This is a genomic window from Lentzea sp. NPDC006480 (assembly GCF_040611995.1).
Taxonomy (GTDB): domain Bacteria; phylum Actinomycetota; class Actinomycetes; order Mycobacteriales; family Pseudonocardiaceae; genus Lentzea.
In genome coordinates this window covers 1-4,412 of sequence record NZ_JBEXPJ010000306.1, presented here as the reverse complement: position 1 = coordinate 4,412, position 4,412 = coordinate 1, and the positions used below count along the sequence as shown (strand labels likewise).

Here is a 4,412-nt window from a genome sequence, read left to right as displayed (position 1 = left end):
CGCGCAGAGCCGCCCCAGCGCCACCAGCTCCTCGCGGCGGCCGACGAACGTGTCGAGCGGTGCGGGCACGGCCGAGTCATGCGGCAGGTCGTCCCGTGTCGAGCTGCGTTCGCGATAGGCACGTTGACGGCACGCGTTGGAGCAGTAGCGCCGTCCCGTTGCCGTGTCGTTGAGCGGGTTTCCACATGTCACACAGGCGGCATTGGCCGTCATGAGGAATGACCGTACCGGCGCGTAACGGTCCGTAACACCCGCTGTTTCGGGGTATTGATAGCCCCTTCGAATGATGGACATGATCTCGCCAGGTTGCCGCCGCCACCGACTCAGGAGGTCCGGTCATGACCGCGCAGATCCGACAGCCCAGCGCTTCCCTCGTGCCGCCGCAGGACAGGGCGGTGGTGGACGAGTGGCTCGCCCGGATCGTCGCCGTCGTCGGCGGGGACGCGAAGGAGAACAGCCCGGAGGCGTGCCGCACCGCCGCGGAGGCCGCGGAGGAGCTGAGCGCGTACCTCTGGATGCTCCGCGCGCTGCGCCGCCGAACGGCCTAATCAGGGGCCATTTTTCTGGCTCGATCAAGAGATCCGCACTATCCCTGTGACCAGCGGCGCAGTTCGGCAGATAGGGTGGGCTTGTTCCTGCCAGTCGAACGCAAGGAGTCCGTCGTGACGGTTCGTGTAGGTGTCAACGGTTTCGGTCGCATCGGGCGCAACTTCTTCCGCGCCGTGAGGGCCGGCGGCCACGACATCGAGATCGTCGCGTTCAACGACCTCGGTGACGTCGCCACCATGGCCCACCTGCTCAAGTACGACAGCATCCTCGGCCGTCTGGACGCTGACGTGCAGGTGACCGACGAGGGCATCTCCGTGGACGGCAAGGTCATCAAGGCCCTGGCCGAGCGCGACCCGGGCAAGCTGCCGTGGAAGGACCTGGGCGTCGACGTCGTCGTCGAGTCCACCGGCTTCTTCACCGACGCCACCAAGGCCCGCGCGCACGTCGACGAGGGCGGCGCCAAGAAGGTCATCATCTCCGCGCCGGCCAAGAACGAGGACCTCACCGTCGTCATCGGCGCGAACGAGGACAAGTTCGACGGCTCGCAGACGATCATCTCGAACGCCTCCTGCACCACGAACTGCCTCGCGCCGCTCGCCAAGGTGCTGCACGACAGCTTCGGCATCGAGCAGGGCCTCATGACCACGATTCACGCGTACACGCAGGACCAGAACCTGCAGGACGCGCCGCACAGCGACCTCCGCCGTGCCCGCGCCGCCGCGCTGAACATCGTGCCGACCTCGACCGGTGCCGCGAAGGCCATCGGCCTGGTGCTGCCGGAGCTCAAGGGCAAGCTCGACGGCTACGCGCTGCGCGTGCCGATCCCCACCGGCTCGGCCACCGACCTGACCGTCACGCTCAAGCGCGAGGTCACCGTCGACGAGGTCAACGCCGCGTACAAGGCCGCCGCCGAGGGCGCCCTGGCCGGCATCCTCAAGTACTCGACCGACCCGATCGTGTCGGCCGACATCGTCACCGACGCGCACTCGTGCATCTACGACGCGCCGCTGACCAAGGTCATCGGCAACCAGGTCAAGGTCGTCGGCTGGTACGACAACGAGTGGGGCTACTCGAACCGCCTCGCGGACCTGGTCAAGCTCGTCGCGTCCAAGATCTGAGTTCGGAGTTAGTGCGTTGAAGACTCTCAGCGACCTGCTCGCCGAGGGTGTCGCGGGTCGGCGCGTCCTGGTGCGCGCCGACCTGAACGTCCCCCTCGATGGCGACAAGATCACCGACGACGGCCGCGTGCGCGCGTCGGTGCCGACGATCAAGGCCCTGGCCGACGCCGGCGCCCGCGTGATCGTCACCGCTCACCTCGGCCGCCCCAAGGGCGAGCCGGACCCGAAGTTCTCGCTGGCCCCGGCCGCCGCTCGCCTCGGTGAGCTGCTCGGCACCGAGGTCCCGCTGGCTTCGGACCTCGTCGGCGAGTCCGCGAAGTCCGTCGTGGCCGCGCTGACCGACGGTGGCGTCGTGATGCTGGAGAACGTCCGCTTCGACGCCCGCGAGACCTCGAAGGACGACGCCGAGCGCGAGGCACTGGCCGCCGAGCTGGCCGCGTTCGCGGACGCGTTCGTGTCCGACGGCTTCGGTGTCGTGCACCGCAAGCAGGCCTCGGTCTACGACGTGGCGAAGCAGCTGCCCGCGTACGTCGGCGGTCTGGTCGAGGCCGAGCTGCGCGTGCTGCGCAAGCTCACCGACGACCTGGAGCGCCCGTACGTCGTGGTGCTCGGCGGCGCGAAGGTGTCCGACAAGCTCGGCGTCATCGCGAACCTGCTGGCCAAGGTCGACCGGCTGCTCATCGGTGGCGGCATGGCGTACACGTTCCTCAAGGCCCAGGGCCACGAGGTCGGCGGCTCGCTGCTGCAGGAAGACCAGCTGGAGACCGTCCGCGGCTTCCTCGCCGAGGCCGAGAAGCGCGGCGTCGAGCTGGTGCTGCCGGTCGACGTGCTGGTGACCGACAAGTTCGGCAACCCCGAGCACGACGTCGTGGCGACCGACGCGATTCCCGCGGACAAGATGGGCCTGGACATCGGCCCTGCGTCGCGCGAGCTGTTCGCGTCGAAGCTGGCGGACGCGAAGACCGTGTTCTGGAACGGGCCGATGGGCGTCTTCGAGCAGGAGGCCTACGCCGGTGGCACGCGTGCCGTCGCGGAGGCTTTGGTCAAGTCCGAGGCGTTCACCGTCGTCGGTGGCGGCGACTCCGCGGCGGCCGTCCGCGCGCTGGGTCTGCCCGAGGACGGTTTCTCGCACATCTCCACGGGTGGCGGGGCTTCACTGGAATTCCTTGAGGGCAAGGAACTCCCCGGCATCAGCGTTTTGGAGTCCTGATGGCAGCCCGGCTCCCGCTCATCGCGGGCAACTGGAAGATGAACCTCAACCACCTCGAAGCGATCGGCCTGGTGCAGAAGATCGCCTTCTCCCTGCCGGAGAAGTACTTCGCCAAGGTCGAGGTGGCCGTTCTCCCGCCGTTCGTCGACATCCGCAGCATCCAGACGCTGGTCGACGGCGACAAGCTGCTGCTGAAGTACGGCGCCCAGGACCTCTCGCAGCACGACTCCGGTGCCTACACCGGCGAGGTCTCCGGCGCGATGCTGAAGAAGCTGGCCTGCCACTACGTCGTGGTCGGTCACTCCGAACGCCGCGAGTACCACGGCGAGACCGACGCGATCGTCAACGCCAAGGTCAAGGCCGCGCTGAAGAACGAGATCACGCCGATCTTCTGCTTCGGCGAGAAGCTGGACGTGCGCACGGCAGGCGGCCACCTGGAGCTGGTTCGCCAGCAGCTCGAGGACGGTCTCGCCGGTTTCACCGCCGAGCAGGTCGCCAAGATCGTGTTCGCGTACGAGCCGGTGTGGGCGATCGGCACCGGGCGCACCGCTTCTTCCGCCGACGCGCAGGAGGTGTGCTCGCTGGTCCGCTCGTTCGTGGCGGAGAAGTACGGCGAGGAGACCGCGGCCGTCGTTCGCGTGCTTTACGGCGGTTCGGTGAAGTCGTCCAACATTGGTGAGCTCATCGCGCAGAAGGACATCGACGGCGCACTTGTCGGCGGTGCGAGCCTTCAGGCGGACGAATTCACCAAGCTGTGCGCTCTGGCTGCCGGCGGCCCTCTACCCTAAGTTGATCTGAATAAACCCGCACACCCAAGTGGTTGCACACGTTCGGCAGTCGAACAGGTACTCTATGGCGTCGGCTGCCTGTCAGTGAGGAAGAAATGGTCCTGTTCCTGCAGATCCTGTTGATCGTCTCCAGCGTGCTCCTGGTGCTGCTCGTGCTGCTGCACCGCGGCCGTGGTGGCGGCCTTTCTTCGCTGTTCGGCGGCGGCATGCAGTCGAGTCTGTCCGGTTCCTCCGTCGTCGAGAAGAACCTCGACCGCCTGACGCTCTTCGTCGGCGCGGTCTGGATCATCGCGATCGTGGGCATCGGACTGCTGATCAAGCTGCCCGGCGCGGGTAGCTGATCAACCGTTCAGCGGCAGAAGCCCTCAGGGGCTTGGGGTAACCACTTGGTGGGGGTGTAACGGTCGATGTCCGGTGGTAACGCGATTCGCGGTACCCGCGTCGGCGCAGGCCCGATGGGCGAATCGGAGCGCGGCGAGTCCGCGCCCCGCCGTCGGGTGTCGTACTGGTGCGCGAACGGTCACGAGTCCCGGCCATCCTTTGCGGTCGACGCCGAGGTGCCGGAGAACTGGGACTGCCCGCGTTGCGGCCTGCCAGCAGGGCGGGACGAGCAGACGCCACCCGCGCCTCCGCGCAACGAGCCGTACAAGACGCACCTTGCGTACGTGAAGGAGCGGCGGTCTGACGCTGACGGGGAGGCGATCCTCGAAGAGGCGCTCGCCAAGCTTCGGCGGCAGCGGGAAGAGC

At 67.6% G+C, this 4,412-nt stretch carries 6 protein-coding genes and 1 pseudogene; 6 read left to right on the top strand and 1 reads right to left on the bottom strand.

Annotation, left to right across the window (positions count from 1 at the left end; translation table 11 throughout):
* A pseudogene (locus ABZX92_RS45280) lies at positions 1-213 on the bottom strand (hypothetical protein); the annotation flags it as partial.
* A 125-nt stretch (positions 214-338) separates the two neighbouring features.
* Here ABZX92_RS45280 and ABZX92_RS45275 point away from each other — a divergent pair.
* The 6 genes from ABZX92_RS45275 to ABZX92_RS45250 form a co-directional block, all read left to right on the top strand.
* Positions 339-548, top strand: coding sequence for a hypothetical protein (locus ABZX92_RS45275; RefSeq protein ID WP_355572272.1), 210 nt, complete (start codon positions 339-341; stop codon positions 546-548).
* A gap of 114 nt (positions 549-662) precedes the next feature.
* Entirely contained in the window at positions 663-1,667 is a 1,005-nt protein-coding gene (gene gap, locus ABZX92_RS45270; protein ID WP_045316964.1) for a type I glyceraldehyde-3-phosphate dehydrogenase, read from the top strand.
* 16 nt (positions 1,668-1,683) lie between these two features.
* Positions 1,684-2,877, top strand: a complete 1,194-nt coding sequence (locus ABZX92_RS45265; RefSeq protein ID WP_355572270.1) for a phosphoglycerate kinase — start codon at positions 1,684-1,686, stop codon at positions 2,875-2,877.
* A complete protein-coding gene (gene tpiA / locus ABZX92_RS45260; RefSeq protein WP_355572268.1) occupies positions 2,877-3,665 on the top strand; it encodes a triose-phosphate isomerase in 789 nt (262 codons plus the stop codon). Before ABZX92_RS45265 ends, tpiA begins: the two co-directional genes overlap by 1 nt.
* A gap of 95 nt (positions 3,666-3,760) precedes the next feature.
* A complete protein-coding gene (secG, locus tag ABZX92_RS45255) occupies positions 3,761-4,006 on the top strand; it encodes a preprotein translocase subunit SecG (RefSeq protein ID WP_045316962.1) in 246 nt (81 codons plus the stop codon).
* A 66-nt stretch (positions 4,007-4,072) separates the two neighbouring features.
* The coding region (locus ABZX92_RS45250) for an RNA polymerase-binding protein RbpA (RefSeq protein WP_355572266.1) at positions 4,073-4,412 on the top strand (340 nt) is incomplete at its 3' end.